Consider the following 19,112-nt stretch of genomic DNA (forward strand, 5'->3'; position numbering starts at 1 on the left):
GGCGGGCGCCGGAAGGCGGCGGCCCTGCCGCCCGACCCCCGTGGGGCGGTGGCGCGCGTGCGCGCGCTGGCCGATGGCGGGGCGGTCGAGGCCGCCCTGGCGCTCTGCCGTGCCGAAATCCAGGATCGCCCGCTGGACGCCGACCTGCATTTCATGTCGGGCGTGCTGTCCGCCGGGCTGAACGACCGGGTCGGGGCGGAGGAGGGATTTCGTCGCGCGGTGTATCTCTGCCGCGACCATGTGATGGCGCATGTCCATCTGGCCCATCTGCTGCACGACGGCGGGCGCGCGGACGAGGCGTGCCGGGTCATGCGCCAGGCGCGCGTGCTGGCCGGCCGCCTGCCGCCCGACCTGCTGCTGCCCGAGGGCGGGGGGCTGACCGCGGGCGGGCTGCTGCGCCTGATCGGCGACGAGGGAACGGACGATATTTCCGACCTGCCGCCCGCAGGCGAGTCGGACCGCGCGTGCCCTGACGATCGCGGCCCGCTGCTGCGGGGTGTGTCCTGAGCCCGGAAGACGGCCCCGCGACCCGCGCCGGCGATTTTGCGCGGCGGGTGCTGGAGGAACGGGCCCGCCTGCTGGCGCGGCGCGGCCAGGCGGGGGGCAGCCAGGCGCAGGGACAGCGCGACGCCGGCCCGGCCAGCCGGCCGGCGGTGACGCTGGAGGTCGGCGGACAGGGCTATGCCGTCGATCTGCGGCATGTGCTGCGGATCACCGATCCGCTTTGGAGCGCCATTCCGCGTCGCCCCGACTGCCCTGCCGCGGTGCGGGGCGTCTATGGCTATGTCGGCAACCTGTATACAGTGTTCGACCTGTCGATCCTGCTGGGCGGGGTGGCCCAGGCGGATGCCCGGGCCATGCTGCTGCTGCGTCCCGTGCCGGGCCTGCCGGTCGCGCGCGTGGCGCTGCTGGCGGGCATGACGACGGGGGTGATGGATGTCGTGGACATCGATTCGTCCGGCCCGCCCGCCGCCCATCCGCTGGCGGGCCTGCCGGACGGGCGCGTGGTCGCGGCGCTGGATCCCGTTCGCCTGTTTTCCGCGCATCATTTCGGAGTCTGAACCGTCGTGACAATCGCCAATCGTCTTCTGTTCGGGTTCATGGTCGGCGTCATGCTGATGGTGTCGATCGGCGTCTACGCGCTGGGCCAGATCCGCAACGTCCGTGACGAGATGACGGTGATCGTGACGCGGGACCTGTCGGTCTACCGGCAACTGAACCATCTGCGGGCGATCGAGAGCGACCTGGTCGCGCAGCGGCTGTCGATCCTGTCGCACTATTATGCCCACGACTACGACAAGGACGCCGCCGGGCTGGATGCCGCGATCTCGGACTGGGGCAGCGAGGCGCGGCAGGCGGAGGAGACGCTGGCGCAGGCGCTGTCGGCCGCGAGCCAGGCGAATGACGAGGCCTCGGGCGCTGCGCGGCGGACCATGTTCGCCTCGATTGCCTCGCTGCTGCACGACACGCTGGACCAGGTGCGGCAGAACGGCCGGGCGACGTCCGACCTGTTCGGCGCGATCCGGCGCGGGGACGAGGCGGCGGTGCGGTTGCAGTCGGCGCAGCTCGATACCCGCGACCAGGCGATCGACCGCCTGGTGACCGAGGCGACGACGACGCTGGACGGCGGGGTGCAGGCCGGCGAGAGCCAGAGCGGGGCGCTGTACGAATTCAGCCGCCGCTCGCTGACGATGGGCCTGGCGGTGGCGGTCATCGTCGCCCTGATCGTGACGTTCTGGACCCGGCGGTCGATCCTGGCCCCGCTGGCCTCGCTGATGCGGGTGATGGAGCTGATCGGCCAGGGCGACCTGTCGACCCGCGCCGCCGTCGGCGGGTCCGGCGTGGGGCGCGACGAGTTCGAGCGCCTGGCGACCGGGCTGAACCGCATGATCGACGGCCTGCGCGAGATCGCGCAGCAGAGCCGCGAGGCGACCCGCAACCTCGATGCCGCCGTCGCCGACATCCGGGCCTCGGCCCAGCAGCAGGCGGCCAGCGTCGAGGAACAGTTCGCCGCCGTGCAGGAAACGGCGGCCACCGTGGACCAGATCACCCATTCGGGCGCGCAGATCAGCAAGCGCGCGCGTGAGGTCATTTCGTCGGCCGAGGTGATTGTCCACAGTTCGGCCAGCGGGCTGGAGGCGGTCGAGGAAACCGCCCGCGCCATGGACCGCACGCAGGAGGGCGCCGAGGCCGTGGCCTCCAACATCGTGGCGCTGTCCGAACGCACCGACGCCATCAGCGAAATCATCACGGCGGTCAACGACCTGTCCGAACGGTCGCACCTGCTGGCGCTGAACGCGGCGATCGAGGCCGCCGCCGCCGGCGAGCACGGCCGGTCGTTCGCCGTGGTGGCGGCCGAGATGAAGATCCTGGCCGACCAGTCGCGCGACGCCACGCAGCATGTGCGCTCGATCCTGGGCGACATCCAGCGCGGCATCAACACGTCGGTGATGCTGACCGAGGAGTCGGTCAAGCGCGTGTCGGCCGGCAAGGAACGGACCGACATCGCCTACCGCACCATCGAGCGGATGACCGGCGGCATCGAGGAGGGCGTGCACGCCTTCCAGCAGATCGTGGCCTCGACCAACCAGCAGCAGATCGGGATCGAGCAGGTGATGACCGCCTTGCAGAGCATCCGCCAGGCCAGCCAGCAGACGGCGGCGGGCACCCGCAACCTGGAGGCCTCGGCCAGCAACCTGGGCAGCCTGTCGCATCAGCTTCTGGCCATTTCCGCCCGCTACCGCACCTGACGCCGCCCGCCGTGGACACGCTGCGACAGGAATTGCTGGCGGTCTTCGAGGCCGAATATCGCGATCATCTTCGCGTCATCCGCGACATCCTGGCCGCCGGGCCGATGGACGGCCGCGCGCTGGGCGAGGTGTTCCGGCGCGTCCATTCCCTGAAGGGGGCGGCGCGCGTCGTCGAACTGTCCGACGTCGAGGGCGTGGCCCATGTGCTGGAAGGCCGGCTGTTCCGCCTGCTGGACGGCCACCAGCCGGTCGGCGCGGACGATGTCGCGGCCATCGGCCAGGCCATGGACCGGATCGACGCCTACATGCAGGACATGCCCGGCCCCGAGGGACCGGGGCCGGACGCGGCGCCCGAGCCGGGCGCCGCCCCGCCGCGCGACGAGGGCGGCGGGTCCTATGTCCAGGTGCCGGTCGCGCGCCTCGACGCGCTGGTGGGCGTGATGCACGACCTGCTGGGCGCGGCCGAGCGGCAGGAGCGCCTGTGGGCCGACCTGGAGGACCTGGTGGCGGCGGCCCGGTCGGCCAGTGCGACCGCCGACCCCGCGGCGGCGCTGGCGCGCCTGACGCGCGGCCTGACGGCCCTGGGGCGCGAGCGCGGACGCATCGCCGGCCAGTTCGATCGCGGCATGCTGCGCCTGGGCGAGGAAATGCGGGCGGTGACCCTGGTGCCCGCGGGCACGGTCTTCGGGTCGCTGGCCGGCATGGTGCGCCAGATCGCGCGCGAACATGGCGGCGGCGAGGTCACGGTCCGTCTGGTGGGCATGGATGTGCGGGCGGATCGCCGCGTCATCCAGGCCTTGCGCGACCCGGTGATCCATCTGCTGCGGAACGCCATCGTCCATGGGCAGGAAAGTGCCCAGCGGCGGCAGGAGGCCGGCAAGCCGCCGGTGCCGGTCCTGACGCTGTCGGTGCGGATGGTGGGCGTGCGGCTGCTGGTGTCGGTCGCCGACGACGGGCGCGGCCCGGACCTGGAGGCCATTGCCGCCCGGGCGGTGCAGCAGGGGCTGGTGCAGCGGGATGATTCCCCGGCGCCCGAGACGCTGCTGGCCCGGGTGTTCGACCCCGGGTTCTCCACCCGGGGCGAGGCCGACCGCCTGGCGGGGCGGGGGATGGGCCTGTCGGTGGTGGCCGAGGCCGCGCGGACCCTGCAGGGGTCGGTCCGGATGGAGGCCGGCAACCCGTGGGGTACCGTCGTGACGATGACCGTCCCGGTGTCGCAGCGCCAGCGCACCGTCCTGGTGACCCAGGTGGGGGAACTGACGATCGGCCTGCCGGGGCGGGCCATCGAACGTCTGGTCCGGGTGCCGCAGGCCGATATCCGCGTGGTGGACGGCCGGAGCTATTTCCCGCTGGAGGATCGGCGCGATCCGGCGGCGGGCGACCGGGCCGAGGCGTCGCTGGTGCCGCTGGCGGCCCTTGCGACCTTCCTGGGCGCGCCGGATGCGGGCCTGCCGGTCCATGACGGGGCGGTGTCGGTGGTGCTGGTCGCCGCCGAGGGCGTGCATTGCGGCTTTGCCGTCGACCGGATGCACGAGGTCCGGATCCTGCAGATTTCGGATGCCGAGGCCGTGGGGCTGGACAGCGAGCTGGTGCCGGGGGTCGGCTGGCCGCGCGGCGACCGGCCGGTCTTCGTCATCAGCCCCGACACTCTGCTGGCCCGCTGGCAGACGGGGGGCGGCGCGGGTGGGTCTTTTGCCGGCGCGGCGGCGTCCGCCGGCCCCGTGGCGGCGCAGCCGCGGTCGCCGACCATCCTGGTCGTTGACGATTCGATTACCACACGGACTCTCCAGAAGACGATCCTTCAGGCCCACGGCTATGATGTTCTGCTGGCGACCGACGGGATGGAGGCGCTGTCGATGCTCCGTCGCTCGTCGCGGCGGGTCGATGTGATCGTGACCGATGTGGAGATGCCCCGGATGGATGGTTTCGGTCTTCTCGATGCGGTCAGGTCCGACCCGCGCCTGTCGTCGATCCCGGTCGTGCTGATGACCTCGCGCAACGAGGAGGCCGATATCCGGCGCGGGCTGGACGGGGGCGCGCGCGCCTACATAACCAAGCAGGGGTTCGAGCAGGGCGACCTGCTGGACACGATCCGGGGCGTGCTGTGAGCGGATCGTTTCCGCCGCCCCGCCGGGCCAGGGTGCTGGTGGTCGAGGATTCGGCCGTCGTCCGGCAGGTGCTGGTCCGCCTGGTCCGCGACGATCCGCGCCTGGAACTGGCCGAGGCGGTGGAAACCGCCGAGGAAGCCCTGCGCCTGGTGCCCCTGTTGCGGCCGGATGTGATTTCGATGGATGTGCGCCTGCCCGGCATGGACGGGCTGGAGGCGACGCGGCGGATCATGTCGGCGTGCCCGACGCCCATCGTCATCGTCAGCGACGCCTCGACCGATCCGGCGTTGCAGGTGTCCATGAACGCGCTGCGGTCGGGCGCGCTGTCGGTGGTGGAAAAGCCGGCGGGCTGGCTGTCCGGCCCGCAGGGCGGGGCCGCGATCGCGACCCAGCTTTATATCATGAGCCAGGTTCCGGTGATCCGCCGGCGGCTGTCGGCCGAATGGTCCGTCACCCCGGCCCCCGTCCCGGTGCCGCGGGGCCTGCGGCCCAGGGTGCTGGCGATGGCGGCCTCGACCGGCGGGCCGCCGGCCTTTTCGCACATCCTGGGGGCGCTGCCGGCCACCTTTCCCTGGCCGATCGTGCTGGTCCAGCACATGGGGGCGGCGTTCATGGAGGGGTTCGCGGCCTGGCTGGGCGCCCAGACCAGCCTGTCCGTCGCGCTGGCCCGGCAGGGGGAACGCCTGCGCCCGGGCCATGTCCATGTCGCCCCCGGCGACACGCACCTGCTGGTCGGGCCGGGGGACGAGATCCGGCTGTCGCACGCGCCGGCGATGGGCGGCCAGCGTCCCTCGGCCAGCATGCTGTTCTCGTCGCTGGCGCGCGAGGCGGGGGCCGACGCAGTCGGCGTGCTGCTGACCGGCATGGGGGAAGACGGGGCGTCGGGCCTGGCCGACCTGCGTGGCGCGGGGGGATACACCATCGCCGAGGATCGCAGCACGTCGGTGGTCCATGGCATGCCCGGCGCCGCCGAACGGATGGGCGCCGTGTGCGTCAGCCTGCCGCAGGGCGCGATCGCCTCGCACCTGCTGGGGATCGCGGGGGCCTTGCACCCCACGACCGAATGGGCCGGCATGCTGGAAGGGCCGATGTCGTGACCGGGGAGGCCCCGGCGACCCTTCTGCTGGTCGAGGATTCCGATACCCAGGCCCTGAGAATCCGCCGGATGCTGGAAAGCCACGGCTTTGTCGTCATGCGGGTGGCCAGCGGCGAGGCCGCGCTGGACAGCCTGGACGGCCGCATTCCCGACCTGGTGGTGGCCGATTATCACCTGCCGGGCATGAACGGCGGGCAGATGGCCCGCCAGCTGCGTATGAGCGCCGTGACGCGGATGATCCCGGTGCTGATGCTGACCGAAGGCGGCGAGCCGGGGCTGGAGCGTGAGGGGCTGGAAAGCGGCGCCGACGCCTATGTGCCGAAATCCGCCGACCCGGACCTGATCGTCTTTCGCATCCGCGCGCTGCTGCGCGAGGGCGCCAGCGCGCGGCAGCGGGACAGCACCAGCGCGCGGCAAGGCGACGGCAGCCGCCTGTTCCGCCGGGCCCGTATCCTGATCGTCGGCGGCGGGGGGCCGCATGACCGCGACGTGGCGTCGCTGGCCGGCCTGATGCGGCGCGACGGGCACGAGGTGACGGTGGCGCGGCAACCCGGGGTGGTGGACCGGCAGGACTGGTTCGACCCGGCGCGGGAGCCCGATTGCGTCGTGGTGGATCTGGCGTCCGGCGCCTTCGACGGCATCGCCTTCTGCCGCGAACTGGACGATCTGCGCCAGCAGGTGGTGGTCGCGGGCGGGGTGCCCCCGCGCATCATGGGCCTGGGCGGCGGGCAGGCGTCGCAGGGCGCGTTTTCGGCCCGGGTGTTCGAGGCCGGGGTGGACGATCTGGTGTCGGACGCGGTCGAACCCGACGTGCTGGCGCTGCGTATCCGCGCCCTGGTCCGCCGCAAGCTGTTGCAGGACGAGGCGCGGCGCGTCGACCTGGAGCGCCAGGCGCGCGAGATCGCGGTCGAAAGCGCGCGGGCCGAAGCCGCGGCCATCGCGTCCAAGGCCTCGCTGGCCGAGGCGCTGGAACAGGCGAACGCCGAACTGGCCGACGCCAACCGCAAGCTGATCGAGACGCAGGGCAAGCTGGTCCAGACGGCCAAGATGGCGTCGCTGGGCGAACTGGTGGCCGGCATCGCGCACGAGATCAACAATCCGCTGGCCTTCATCCTGGCGCACAAGGACACGGTCGCGCGGGCGCTGGCGCGCGTGATCGACCTGGAGGATGCCGGGGACGCGGCCGGGATCGCGCAGCGCCACGCGGCGCTGATGAAATGCCGCGACCGGGTCGAGTCGATGAACCTGGGCCTGCGGCGGATCCAGAACCTGGTGCTGAACCTGCGTAAATTCTCGCGCCTGGACGAAGGACAGTTCCAGGTGATCGACGTGCCCGAGGCGCTGGAGACGGTACTGGCCCTGCTGACGCAGAAATTCGGCGGCGGTATCGTCGTGGAACGCAACTATCGCGCGCCCGACCGGCTCTATTGCCAGTCCGCCCTTCTGAACCAGGTCATCATGAACATCATCAGCAATGCCGCTGACGCCATCCAGTCTTCCGCCCAGACGTCCGTCCTCGGGACGGACAATGACGCCCCCGGCCGTGGCGTGATCCGCATCGGGACCGAACTGCGCCCGATGGATGCCGATGGCGGGCAGGCCTATGTCTTCACCATCGCGGACAACGGGCCGGGCATCCCCGCCGCGCTGAAGGAGCGCATCTTCGAGCCCTTCTTCACCACCAAGCCGGTCGGGGCGGGCACGGGGCTGGGCCTTGCGATCGCCTACGGGGTGGTGCAGGCCCACCATGGCACGATCACCGCCGCCGATGCGCCCGGCGGCGGCGCGGTCTTCACCATATCGGTGCCGTGGCAGCCCCACATGGTGACGATGAACGACCTGGCGGCCGATGCGGCCGCCGTCCCGGCACGAGGCGCCGCATGACCGATCGTCCCGTCGTTCTGCTGGTCGATGACGAGCCCGAGATCCTGGTCGCGCTGACCGACCTGCTGGAAGAGTCGTTCACCATCCTCTCCACCACCTCGCCGGTCGAGGCGCTGGATATCCTGGCCCGGCGACGGGATGTGGATGTCATCGTCTCGGACCAGCGGATGCCGGAGATGGGCGGCGACGTCATGCTGGCGCGGGCCCGCGCCTTCTGCGACGCGCAGGCCATCCTGCTGACCGGCTATGCCGATATCGGGGCGGTGGCGGCGGCGCTGAACCAGGGCCGGATCTCGTTCTATTCGCACAAGCCCTGGGATGCCGACGCGCTGCGCGCCATGATCGTGCAGGCGGCGCAGCATCACCGGCTGGAAGCCGAGCTGGGAACGGAACGCATGCTGCTGCGCGGGTTGTTGCAGAACCTGCGTTCGGGCCTGGGCTTCAAGGACCCCGAGGGGCGGTTTATCCGCATCAACCGCCGGGCCGCCGCCTTCTTCGGCCGGGACGAGGCCGCCTGCCTTGGCCGGCGGGAGGAGGAGTTGTGCGACCCCGCCCAACTGCCCGGCCTGCGCGCGGCCGAGGCCCGGCTGGCGGCCGAGGGGCGGGACGAGGAGGTCATCGCCTTTCCCGACCCCGGCGGCGCGGGCGTGACCTGGCGCGAATTCACCCGCGCGCAACTGGGCGGCGGCGACCCGCGCCAGGGTGGCTATTCCGTCGTCATCAATCGCGACATCACGCGGCAGCGGGAAATGGAAGCCCGGCTGCGGCAGGCGGAAAAGATGCAGGCGCTGGGCACCATGGCCGGGGGCATCGCCCATGATTTCAACAACCTGCTGACGGCGGTGATGGGTTCGCTGGAGCTGGCCAGCGACATGGGGCCGGAACTGGACCCCGGAACGGCGCGGTTGCTGGACAACGCCATGGCGGCGGCGCGGCGGGGCGCGGACCTGACACGGCGGCTGCTGAATTTCAGCCGCCCGCGCGACCTGAGCCTGCAGCCGGTCGATGTGAACGCGCTGCTGCGCGGCCTGCGCGACCTGCTGATGCAGGGCGTGACGTCGCGCCGGGGCCACGACGGCGGGCGCGTGCCCTTCGACATCCGGATGGACGGGCTGGCCCCGGACGGCGACCTGCCGCCGGTGCGGACCGATGCGGGGCAACTGGAACTGGCGTTGCTCAACCTGTGCATCAACGCCAGCGACGCGATGCCCGAAGGGGGAGTCATCATGCTGTCGACGGCGCGGGTCCATATGGACGACGCGGCCGCCGGCGGTGATCTGGCGCCGGGCGATTATGTCGTGGTGTCGGTGGCCGACCAGGGGACGGGCATGACGCCCGAAACGCTGGCCCGGATCTTCGAACCGTTTTTCACCACCAAGGACGTGGGGCGCGGCACCGGGCTGGGCCTGTCGATGATCTACGGTTTCGTGCGCCATGCGGGGGGCGACGTGCGCGTGACCAGCGCGCCGGGGCAGGGCACGCGGGTGGATCTGTACCTGCCCGTCCACCATTGTCCGGTCGCCGGCCTGGCGGTGGAGGAGCGGACGGCCCCCGTGACGCCGTCGCACGCCATGCGGGTGCTGGTGGTGGATGACGAGGCGAGCGTGCGCGCGGTCACCGCGGGTTTCCTGCGGACCATGGGGCATGAGGTGACCGAGGCCCAGGGCGGAGCCGAGGCCCTGGCCCGGATGGAGGCGTCGGCGGAAGGGCCGGACCTGGCCGTGATGGACGTCATGATGCCGGAGATGGGCGGCGAGGAAGCCGCGCGCCGGCTCCGGGCGATCCGGCCCGATCTGCGCGTGCTGTTCCTGACCGGCTATGCCGATGACGGCAGCCTGCCGGGCGACGCGCTGGTGCTGCGCAAGCCCTTCACCCAGGCCGAACTGGCCGAACACGTCAATCGCGCCATGGCGGGCTGACGCGCGGGCGCGTCGGCTCTTGTCCTGCGCCGCGAACAGCCTATCTGTTTCAGTCATGCAGAATATTCACGCGACCCCCCAAGACCCCATCGGCTGGCACGGAACGACCATCCTGTGCGTACGCCGGGGCGCGCAGGTGGCGATGGCCGGCGACGGCCAGGTCACGCTGGGCGCCACCGTCATCAAGGGCAATGCCCGCAAGGTCCGGCGCATCGGCCCGGCCGGTTCGATCCTGGCGGGCTTCGCCGGCGCCACCGCCGATGCCTTTACCCTGCTGGAGCGGCTGGAAGCCAAGCTGGAGCGCTATCCGAACCAGTTGGAGCGCGCCTGCGTCGAACTGGCCAAGGACTGGCGGACCGACCGCTATCTGCGGCGGCTGGAGGCGATGATGGCGGTGGCTGACGCCGAACGCTCGTTCACGCTGACCGGCAACGGCGACGTGCTGGAGCCCGAGGACGGCATCATCGCCATCGGGTCGGGCGGCAATTACGCCCTGTCGGCCGCGCGGGCGCTGGCGGACATCGACGGGCTGTCGGCCGCCGAGATCGCGCGGCGCGCCATGCGTATCGCCGGTGATATCTGTGTTTACACCAATTATTCCGTCATCCTGGAAACCCTGGGCCAGGAGACGGACGAGGCCGCATCGTGATGGACGCCCCCAACCATTCCCCCCGCGAGATCGTCTCCGAACTCGACCGCTTCATCATCGGCCAGGCCGATGCGAAGCGCGCGGTCGCCATCGCGCTGCGTAATCGCTGGCGCCGTGCCCAGCTGGCCGAGGGCCTGCGCGACGAGGTCGTGCCCAAGAATATCCTGATGATCGGGCCGACCGGCTGCGGCAAGACCGAGATCGCGCGCCGGCTGGCGCGGCTGGCGCAGGCGCCGTTCCTGAAGGTCGAGGCTACCAAGTTCACCGAAGTCGGCTATGTCGGCCGCGATGTCGAAAGCATCGTGCGCGATCTGGTCGAGGTGTCGCTGAACATGCTGCGCGAGCTGCGCCGGCGCGACGTGCAGGCCCGCGCCGAACTGGCGGCCGAAAACCGGCTGGTCGACGCCCTGGTGGGCGAGGGCGCGTCCGCCGACACCAAGGGCAAGTTCCGCCGCATGCTTCGCAATGGCGAGCTGGAGGAAAAGGACGTCGAAATTTCGGTCGCCGACGCCCAGGGGGGCGGCGGCATGGGCGAGATGCCGAACATGGCGCCGGGCACCGTCATCAATTTCTCGGACATGATGAAGGGGCTGATGAACCGGGTGCCGCAGCGCCGCCGCATGAGCGTCGCCGCCGCGCGCGAGGCCCTGACGCGCGAGGAAGCCGACAAGATGCTGGACAATGACGCCCTGACCAGCGAGGCGGTGGCCCACGCGCAGGATCACGGCATCGTCTTCCTCGACGAGATCGACAAGGTCTGCGCCCGCTCGTCCGAAAGCGGCTTCAGGGGCGGCGACGTCTCGCGCGAGGGCGTGCAGCGCGACCTGCTGCCGCTGATCGAAGGCACGACGGTCTCGACCAAGTACGGCCCGGTCAAGACCGATCATATCCTGTTCATCGCCTCGGGCGCGTTCCATATCGCCAAGCCGTCCGACCTGCTGCCCGAATTGCAGGGACGCCTGCCGATCCGCGTGGAACTGTCGCCGCTGACGCGCGACGATCTGCGGCGCATCCTGACGGAACCCGAGCATTCGCTGCTGAAGCAGTACACCGCCCTGATGGGCACCGAGGGTGTGGAGCTGGAATTCTCGGACGATGCGGTGGATGCGCTGGCGGAACTGGCGGCCGACATCAACGAGCGGATCGAGAATATCGGCGCCCGCCGTCTGGCGACGGTGCTGGAACGGATGCTGGAGGAGGTGTCGTTCACCGCGTCCGACCGGTCGGGCCAGTCGGTGCGGATCACTGCGGCCGACGTGCAGGAACGGGTGGCGCCGCTGGCCCGCAAGGGTGACCTCAGCCGGTTCATTCTCTGAGATCGAGCGGCCAGGGTCGGGCGTTGCCCGACCCCGACCATGGATAACGACTGGTTTCCAAAGGCGACTGCCTTTGGCGGGTTTCAGGGCGGCGCCCCGAGGCCTGATGCAGGAAATATGATGACCGATCCGTTTGTCAGGCCCGAGGATGACACGGCCTCCGGGGCCGTAGCCGCCATTGGCGAAGAACTGGAACTGTTCGACGACTGGATGCAGCGCTACCAGTACATCATTGAATTGGGCCGCAAGCTGCCGCCGTTTCCGAAGGAATGGATGGACGACGCCCATCGTGTCCCTGGCTGCCAGAGCCAGGTGTGGCTGGAGGTGCGCGAACAGGACGGCGCCCTGTTCTTCGCCGGGGCATCGGACGCGGCGATCGTCTCGGGCCTGGTGGCGTTGCTGCTGCGGGTCTATTCGGGGCGCGGCGCCGCCGAGATTTTGGCGACCGATCCCGGATTCCTGCGCGACCTGGGGCTGGTGCAGGCGCTGTCGACCAACCGGGGCAACGGGGTCGAGGCCATGGCGCGGGCGATCCGCCAGGCGGCGTCGGCCTACGCCTGACGGGGGCGGGAACGGCCTAGAAGCCGGCCTCGCCCATCAGGACGGACACCGCCCTGCGATAGACCCGCAGCATGATGCTGGTGGGCGGGCAGTCGATGGCGACACTGCCGCGCAGGCGCGCCGTCACCGGCCTGTCCGGCGCATCCACGCGCAGGGTGACGCGATAGAACGCGCCGTCGGGGACCATATGCCCGGCCGCGTCCTTGTGCACCTGCACCGCGCCGCCGTAGAGCGAGGCCTGCTCGGGCACGTCCAGTTCCTTCAGCGAGGTCGGCGCCACCGAAATGACGTGCGCCGCAAGGGTCCGGCGGCCGTGGATATCCGACCGGAAGCGCGCCCGGGCCCCCGGCTGCACGCGCGCGATGTCGGCTTCATCGACATAGGCCTCGATCACCATGTCATCGGGGGTGATGAGGGTGCCGATCTGTTCATGACGATGCAGCATGTCGCCGATCCGGATGTCCGGCGTCATATCGACCAGCCGGCCGGCGAACGGGGCCCGCAGGGTCAGCAGTTGCAGCGCCGCCTGCACATGCGTGCGTTCGGCGGTTTCCTTTGCGATCTGCCCGATCGTGTCGTCCAGTCCGGCGGTCTGCTCGGGGTCGAACGTGCGGCTGGCCAGTGTGGCATGCAGCGTGTCCAGCCGCGCCTGCGTCGTCTGTGCCTGATGCTCCAGTTCCGGCGAACGCAGGACCGCCACCGTCTGGCCCTGCGCCAGCCTGTCGCCCGAGGCATGCAGGCTGACCACGATGCCCGACTCGTCGGTATACAGGGTCGTCTGCCGCGCCGCCCGCAGGGTTGCCGGCGCGACGAGATGGGCGCGCCAGGGGACGAGCAGCAGCAGTACGAGCCCGAGCCCCGCGAGGGCGGTCAGGCGCGCGCGGCGCGTGTGGCGTGCCAGCCTCATCTGTCGTCCCCATGCGCCGATCTCCCGCAGCACGGGGCGCGCCAGGAAAAACCAGAGTTCGATTGCCATGAGCACGAGGCCCAGCGTCCTGAAGACGGCATGATAGACGACCAGGGCGATGCCGGTGAACAGGAAGAAGCGATAGACCCAGGTGGCGATTCTGTCGGCGCGCGGGTCGATTTCGTGCCGGTGGCGAATTTCAACGGCCAGCCGCCGGGGCTGACGACGCAGGTGATCGAGAATTCCGCGGTGGCGCCGCTGTATGGCACGGAAACCGGGCTGGATCTGGCGAACGCGGCGACGCCGGTGGCGCAGGCGGGCGTGGATGTGACGGGCGCCGGCGGGACGTCGTCGATCAGCGCGACCAGCGAACCGCTCGACATTGCGGTGACGGCGGTGAATGACGCGCCGGTGGCGACGGGCACGGCGACGCTGGCGCCGGCCGACATCGGGAACGGGCAGACGGTGACGAACCTGTTCGGGGGCAATTTCTCGGATCGTGCGGACCAGCAGCGTACCCCCGTCAATCCTTCCGGATCGGTCGCCGATACGCTGGCCGGCATCGCGATCGTCGGCGACAACGCCAACCCGACGACGCAGGGTGTGTGGCGGTATTCCACGGACGGCGGCAAGTCGTGGCAGACGATCAATCCCGAGACGATATCGCCCGGGAGCGCCCTGGTGCTGCCCGGAAGCGCGCTGGTCGGTTTCTGGGGTGTTTCGGGCTATGTCGGTGTGCCGGGCACCCTGAATGTGGCGCTGGTCGAAACCGGCAATACGTTACTGTCCGGGCCGACCGCAATCGTGGCCGATGTCAGGACGCTGCTCAACGACCCGAGCAGTTCGGTGTCCAACACGACCGTGGCGCTGGGCACCACGATCGTGACGTTGCCGCAGCGAGGCATGCCGGTCCTCTCGGGCTCCACCGGCGCGGACGGGCTCAGTTCCTTGGCGACGGTGATGTCGTCGGTGGACGATACATTCACCAGCAGCATGGATCGCGGAGTTGCGGCCGCCCATCAGACATGGATCGTAGGCTCGTCGCTGAGCAGCTTCGTCATTACCGAACAGTCGTCCGACGTCGAGGTGCCGCCTGGCGCTTTCATCACTCCCGGTGGGACCGAGCGCAACCTGACCTTGCAGGCGGAGCAGGCGACTGGGGCTCCATTGCCGGCATGGCTGTCGTTCGATCCGCAGTCCTCCCGCTTCGATGGTGAGGCGCCGGAAGACACGTTCGGCTCGCTGGATGTCCGGGTTGTCGGTCATGATGCCTTCGGGCATGAGGCCAGCGTCGATGTTCACATCGTGATCGGCCATGATCGCCTGGTGTCGGCAACCATGGATCCGCAGCCGGTCACCCAGGCGGTCCAGCAGGGGCTGGGGCAGGTTCAGACGAACGTCAACGCCCTGCTGTTCGATACCAGGCTGGAGATGCCGCAGTCACCCGGTCTGCCGGCGCAGGGCAGGGCCGGGTTCGGCGAGCAACTGCGCCAGGTTGGCCCGATGATGCGGCATCACCAGGCGCGCGCGCTGCTGGACCGGCGTTCCATCCACGCTCCGGCCTGAGCTTCGCCCCTGACCCATCACAGGGCATAGCCCTAACGAATGGGATGCAAGGGCCGAGGCCCTTGCCGGGTTCGGGCAGAGCCCGACCTTCCTGTCCCGATCAAGGTCCCGGGCCGTGCGGAAGGCTGCTGGTCAGGACGCCGTACGCAGGGCGTTTCCGGCCGCGCGGTCCATACGCAGATAGCGCGGGATCGACAGGGCGAGCGGGAGGGCGACCACCAGGAAGGCCCAGTGGAAATCAGTCGCGACGAAGGCGTCGGTGGCGGGATGTTCGCCCCGCAGGGTCGCGACCGCGCGCAGGGCCAGCGCGCCGAATGCGATTCCCAGGCCGATGCACATCTGCTGATTGACGCTGAGCAACGTGGAGGCCGCGCCCTTTTCGCTGTCGTTGATGTCGGCATAGCCCAATGTCGCCAGCAACGTGTACTGCATCGACCGCGTGACCCCGCAGCCCAGCAGGATCAGCAGCAGAACCGCAAGCGGCGTCGCCGGCACCATGGTCGCGGCCAGCAGGATGAACGCCACGCCCAGGGCCGCATTCACGCAGGCGGTGGCGCGGAACCCATAGGTCGCCAGGATGCGGGTGGTGAACATCTTCATGCCCAGATTGCCCAATGCGAAGGCCAGCAGCAGCGTGCCCGCGTGGAACGCCGTGAGGCCGAAGCCGACCTGCAGCAGCAGCGGCATCAGATAGGGAATGGCGTCGATGCTGAAGCGGCTGAGCGTGCCGGCCAGCACGGTGACCGAGAATGTCGGGTGCCGCATCAGGCGGAAATCCAGCAGGGGATGGTCCTGCCCCGCCGCGTGCCGCAGGGTCGCCGCCCCCAGCACCAGCCCCGCCGCGAACAGCAGGCCGGCCAGCACCAGGCTGGCATGGGTGTTGCTGGCCAGTTCGGTGCCCAGCAGGAGCGCGGTCAGCGACGCGCCGCCCAGGACGAATCCGCCCCAGTCCATGGGGCGCCGGGGCCCGTACTGTTCCGGCACGATGGCGAAGATCACGGCCAGCACGGCCAGGCCCAGCGGCACGTTGATGAAGAAGATCCAGTGCCAGGTGGCGAAGGTCACGATCATGCCGCCGACTGTCGGGCCGACGACGGGGGCCACCACCGCCGGCCAGGTGATGGTCGAGATGGCCTGGATCATCCGGCTGGTTTCGGTATTGCGTACCACGATGAAGCGCCCGACCGGCACCATCATCGCGCCGCCCGCGCCTTGCAGCACCCGCGCGGCGATGAACGTGCCGACGCTGGTCGAGAAGCCGCACAGCACCGATGCGACGGTGAAGATCGTGACCGCGCAGGCGAAGACCGTGCGCGATCCGAACCGGTCGGCGGCCCAGCCGCTGACGGGGATGAACACCGCCAGCGTCAGCATGTAGGCGGTCATGCCCAGGCTGAGCTCGTTCGGGCCGACATGGAACGACCGCGCCATGGCCGGCAGCGCCGTCGCGATGATCGTGGAATCGAGATATTCCATGAAGAACGTGGCGGCGACGATGTAGGGCAGCAGGGACATCGACACGGGCTTTGCGGCGGCTGTGGCGTCAGGGATGGGACCTGTGTGCCCCATCCCGTCCGTCATGTCGATTCCGCGTCGTCGTGCCGCGTCAACGCCCGCAGGACGTCCGCCGGCCGCACCGGCAGATGGCGCATCCGCACCCCCACGGCGTTGAAGATGGCATTGCCGATGGCCGGTGCGATCGGCGTCGTGCCGGGTTCGCCCAGGCCGGTCGGCTTTTCGGTGCTGGCGATGAATTCGATGTCCATTTCGGGCACGTCGGCGATACGCAGCGGCGTGTACGTGTCCAGGTTCCGGTCGCGGGGCAGGCCGTTGACGATTTCCGACCCCTCGAACAGCGCCATGCTCAGGCCCCACAGGGCCGCGCCCTCGGTCTGGGCGCGGGCGCCGTCGGGGTCGACGATGGTGCCGGCATCGACCACGATCGTCAGCTTGCGGCAGTGCACGATGCCGGTCGCCCGATCGACATGTACCAGGGCGCAGCAGGCGATCCAGGTCGGCATGCCGCGTTCCTGGCCGAAGGTGGTGGCGATGCCCAGCCCGGTATCCTTCGGCAGGGGCTGGCCCCAGCCGGCCTTCTCGGCGGCGCGGCGGACCACGGCGGCCTGACGCCGCGCGCCGCCGACCGAATCGGGGGCCTGGCCGGCGTTTCGGCCCTTGCCGGTCAGATGGTCCAGGCGGAACTGGACGGCGTCCTTGCCGTGCAGATGCGCGATCTCGTCCCAGACGGACTCGACGCCCCAACTGGTCCAGCCCGGACTGACCGACCGCAGCCAGCCCGGCCGGAAGGTCCGGTTGGCCAGGTCGTTGGACAGGGCACGGACGCGGAAGGCGCCGACATCGTACCAATGGTCGCCGCCCGCGATGGCGAACTGGTCGTACGGCTTGCCGTCCACGCCCTTGGACATGAAGGCCGCGGCCATGACCTGCGTCGGCCAGCCGGCGGCGGCCTGGTAGTCCATGGCGGTGATGGCCTGCGCCTTGTCGAAGGCCACCCGCACCCGCTGCACCGAAGGCGAGCGGAAGGAATCGAACTGCATGTCGTCCGACCGGGTCAGGATCAGCTTCACCGGCTTGCCGCCCAGCGCCTGCGAGGCCAGGGCCGCGGGGATCATGTAGTCGCCGTTCAGGCGGCGGCCGAACCCGCCGCCCAGCAGGTAGGTACGCAGGACGATCCTGTCTTCCGGCCGGCCCAGCGCCTTGGCGAGCGTCGGCAGGATCAGCGACTGCCACTGGTTGCCGGCATGGATCTCGAAAATGCCGTCCTTCTCGAAGGCCAGGGCATTGGTGGGTTCGAGCTGATAATGCATGACCGAGGCGCAGGTATATTCGCGCTCGATGGTCGATGCGGCGGCGGTGAAGGCCGCGTCCACGCCGTCATCGTTGAACACGTACACCCCGCCGTCCTGCCGGCCGATCTGCGCGCGGCCGTGGTCCAGCACCTCCTTTTCCGAGACGTGCGCCGTCTCGCCGGGGGTCCATTCGACCTTCAGCAGGTCGGCGGCGCGGATCGCGGCGGTGTAGGACGTGGCGATGGCGACGACCCAGCCCTGGACCGTGCCCGACGGATCGTCGATCTCGATATGGCGCAGGTAGCCCTTCACCGTCCGGGCGGCGCTGTCATCGACCGAGCGGATCTTCGCGCCATAGCGCGTCGGCGGCATTTTCGGACGGGCGTAGACCATGCCCTCGACCTTGGCGTCGATGCCGTAGATCGCCGTCCCGTCGGTCTTGGCGGGAATGTCCAGCGCCTTGAGGGCCCCGTTGCCGACCAGCCGCCGCTCGGTCGCCGGTTTCAGCGGCAGCTTCGCCATTTCGTCGGGGGTGAAGCTGCGGGTGGGGCGGCCGCGCGAGACGATGTCGCCGTAGGTGATGTTTTTCGCGCCGGCGACGACGGCCCCGTCGCGGGTCGTGCACTGGTCGGGGCGGACGCCCAGCAGGTGGGCCCCGGCCTCGGTCAGGGCGACGCGGGCGGCGGCGCCGGCCTGGCGGAAGACGTCCCACGTCATCCAGACCGACCAGCTGCCGCCGGTGACCATCAGGCCCCATTTCGGGTCGCTGTCGACATAGTTGATCTTCACGCGGGTCCAGTCCGCGTCCATCTCGTCGGCGATGATGCGGGCCAGGGCGGTGCCGATATGCTGCCCCATCTCGGCGCGGATGATGTTGACGGAGATGGCGCCGTCGGGGGCGATGGCGCACCAGATCGTCGGTTCGAACGCGCCGTCGCCCGGCAGGCCGGCTGTGGGAAACTGTTCGGCCGCGCGGGCGGCGGGGAAGCCGAACATGACCCCGGCACCCACCGCGGTCATCAGGAAGCCGCGTCGCGACAGGCGGTCGGGCGAGGCCTGCATCCGGCCGAGCTTACCCATTGGACGGTTCCCCCCGCATGGCCGAGGCGGCCTTCTTGATGGCGTCGCGAATGCGGATATAGGTCATGCACCGGCACAGGCTGCCGGCCATCACCGCGTCGATATCCTCGTCGGTCGGCGCCGGGTAGTCCTTCAGCAGGCTTGCGGCCTGCATGATCTGCCCCGACTGGCAATAGCCGCATTGCGGAACCTGAAGATCCTTCCAGGCTTCCTGCACGGGATGCGCGCCGGCGGGGTCCAGCCCCTCGATGGTGGTGATGTCGGCCCCCTGGATGGCCGAGACCGGCGTGATGCAGGACCGCGTGGCGCGGCCGCCGACATGGACGGTGCAGGCCCCGCACATGCCGATGCCGCAGCCGAACTTGGTGCCGGTCAGCCCGATCTCGTCGCGGATGACCCACAGCAGGGGGGTATCGTCGGGAACGTCGACGGAAACCTCGTGGCCGTTGAGGCGAAAACTCGTCAT

14 protein-coding genes and 1 pseudogene are annotated in these 19,112 nt (G+C 70.1%); 11 read left to right on the forward strand and 4 right to left on the reverse strand.

Going from position 1 to position 19,112, the window contains the following annotated elements:
• The 10 genes and pseudogenes from HLH21_RS10965 to HLH21_RS11010 all read left to right on the forward strand — a co-directional run.
• Nucleotides 1-507: pseudogene (locus tag HLH21_RS10965) on the forward strand (hypothetical protein); the annotation flags it as partial.
• A gap of 47 nt (nt 508-554) precedes the next feature.
• Nucleotides 555-1,061: a chemotaxis protein CheW gene (locus tag HLH21_RS10970; protein ID WP_264811964.1), complete on the forward strand. Its 507-nt coding sequence runs from the start codon at nt 555-557 to the stop codon at nt 1,059-1,061.
• 6 nt (nt 1,062-1,067) lie between these two features.
• Nucleotides 1,068-2,750: a methyl-accepting chemotaxis protein gene (locus tag HLH21_RS10975; RefSeq protein ID WP_182943806.1), complete on the forward strand. Its 1,683-nt coding sequence runs from the start codon at nt 1,068-1,070 to the stop codon at nt 2,748-2,750.
• Nucleotides 2,751-2,761: 11 nt separating this feature from the next.
• Complete coding sequence (locus HLH21_RS10980) at nt 2,762-4,858, forward strand: hybrid sensor histidine kinase/response regulator (RefSeq protein WP_182943807.1); 2,097 nt, start codon at nt 2,762-2,764, stop codon at nt 4,856-4,858.
• On the forward strand, nt 4,855-5,955 hold the full coding sequence (locus HLH21_RS10985; RefSeq protein ID WP_264811962.1) for a chemotaxis protein CheB: 1,101 nt from the start codon (nt 4,855-4,857) through the stop codon (nt 5,953-5,955). Before HLH21_RS10980 ends, HLH21_RS10985 begins: the two co-directional genes overlap by 4 nt.
• Entirely contained in the window at nt 5,922-7,838 is a 1,917-nt protein-coding gene (locus HLH21_RS10990) for a response regulator (RefSeq protein WP_182943808.1), read from the forward strand. Before HLH21_RS10985 ends, HLH21_RS10990 begins: the two co-directional genes overlap by 34 nt.
• Nucleotides 7,835-9,757 (forward strand): response regulator, encoded by a 1,923-nt coding sequence (locus tag HLH21_RS10995; protein WP_182943809.1) that lies wholly within the window; start codon nt 7,835-7,837, stop codon nt 9,755-9,757. Before HLH21_RS10990 ends, HLH21_RS10995 begins: the two co-directional genes overlap by 4 nt.
• 55 nt (nt 9,758-9,812) lie before the next feature.
• Complete coding sequence (gene hslV / locus HLH21_RS11000; RefSeq protein WP_182943810.1) at nt 9,813-10,406, forward strand: ATP-dependent protease subunit HslV; 594 nt, start codon at nt 9,813-9,815, stop codon at nt 10,404-10,406.
• The gene (hslU, locus tag HLH21_RS11005) at nt 10,406-11,722 is read left to right on the forward strand and encodes an ATP-dependent protease ATPase subunit HslU (RefSeq protein ID WP_182943889.1); all 1,317 of its coding nucleotides are present in this window, start codon (nt 10,406-10,408) and stop codon (nt 11,720-11,722) included. The genes hslV and hslU overlap by 1 nt, the downstream gene beginning before the upstream one ends.
• 120 nt (nt 11,723-11,842) lie before the next feature.
• Nucleotides 11,843-12,283 carry a SufE family protein gene (locus HLH21_RS11010; protein WP_182943811.1) on the forward strand — a complete coding sequence of 147 codons (441 nt, stop codon included), beginning with the start codon at nt 11,843-11,845 and terminating at the stop codon, nt 12,281-12,283.
• A 16-nt stretch (nt 12,284-12,299) separates the two neighbouring features.
• Here the strand turns inward: HLH21_RS11010 and HLH21_RS11015 are convergent, their stop codons facing one another.
• Entirely contained in the window at nt 12,300-13,259 is a 960-nt protein-coding gene (locus HLH21_RS11015) for an efflux RND transporter periplasmic adaptor subunit (RefSeq protein ID WP_246379626.1), read from the reverse strand.
• A 30-nt stretch (nt 13,260-13,289) separates the two neighbouring features.
• Here HLH21_RS11015 and HLH21_RS11020 point away from each other — a divergent pair, with 30 nt between their 5' ends.
• Nucleotides 13,290-14,756 carry a putative Ig domain-containing protein gene (locus tag HLH21_RS11020; protein ID WP_182943813.1) on the forward strand — a complete coding sequence of 489 codons (1,467 nt, stop codon included), beginning with the start codon at nt 13,290-13,292 and terminating at the stop codon, nt 14,754-14,756.
• A 132-nt stretch (nt 14,757-14,888) separates the two neighbouring features.
• On the opposite strand, the gene HLH21_RS11025 is transcribed toward HLH21_RS11020, so the two are convergent.
• The 3 genes from HLH21_RS11025 to HLH21_RS11035 form a co-directional block, all read right to left on the reverse strand.
• Nucleotides 14,889-16,271 (reverse strand): MFS transporter, encoded by a 1,383-nt coding sequence (locus HLH21_RS11025; protein WP_182943890.1) that lies wholly within the window; start codon nt 16,269-16,271, stop codon nt 14,889-14,891.
• 62 nt (nt 16,272-16,333) lie between these two features.
• Nucleotides 16,334-18,646, reverse strand: a complete 2,313-nt coding sequence (locus HLH21_RS11030; RefSeq protein WP_182943814.1) for a xanthine dehydrogenase family protein molybdopterin-binding subunit — start codon at nt 18,644-18,646, stop codon at nt 16,334-16,336.
• The gene (locus tag HLH21_RS11035) at nt 18,639-19,112 is read right to left on the reverse strand and encodes a (2Fe-2S)-binding protein (protein ID WP_182943815.1); all 474 of its coding nucleotides are present in this window, start codon (nt 19,110-19,112) and stop codon (nt 18,639-18,641) included. The genes HLH21_RS11030 and HLH21_RS11035 overlap by 8 nt, the downstream gene beginning before the upstream one ends.

It is taken from the genome of Gluconacetobacter johannae (assembly GCF_014174305.1).
GTDB classification, from domain to species: Bacteria; Pseudomonadota; Alphaproteobacteria; order Acetobacterales; family Acetobacteraceae; genus Gluconacetobacter; species Gluconacetobacter johannae.